The organism is Variovorax sp. 10L426, assembly GCF_056395305.1.
The window spans coordinates 1-386 of sequence record NZ_JBFTJF010000131.1 but is presented as its reverse complement, the minus strand read 5'-3'; the positions used below and the strand labels follow the sequence as shown (position 1 = coordinate 386).

The window sequence follows — 386 nt, the reverse complement described above, 5'->3', positions numbered from 1 at the left end:
GGATGATCTTCCAGGTCAGCCCGGCGAAATAGATCACATAGAGGCCGGCGGCCAGCACCAGCAGCGCCGTGCCAAGGTCAGGCTGCTTGGCGATCAGCCCCACCGGAATGCCGAGCATGACCAGCGCCACGACAAAGTCGAACCACTTGACCACGCCCTCGCGCTTCTGGAAGTACCACGCCAGCATCAGCGGCATCGAGATCTTCATGATCTCGGACGGCTGGATCACCATGCCCACGTTGAGCCAGCGCCGCGCGCCCTTGCGGATCAGGCCGAACATCGCCACGGCAATCAGCAGCGCCACGCCCACTGTATATAGGGGGACGGCGACCCGCATCAGCAGCTGGGTCGGCATGTAGGCAATCACCATCATCACTGCGTACGAG

Annotated in this window: 1 protein-coding gene; it reads right to left on the bottom strand. The window is 62.7% G+C overall.

Going from position 1 to position 386, the window contains the following annotated elements:
- Positions 1-386, bottom strand: a 386-nt coding sequence (locus AC1DHL_RS30105; RefSeq protein WP_478164385.1) for an FtsW/RodA/SpoVE family cell cycle protein, incomplete at both ends; no start/stop codon positions are given.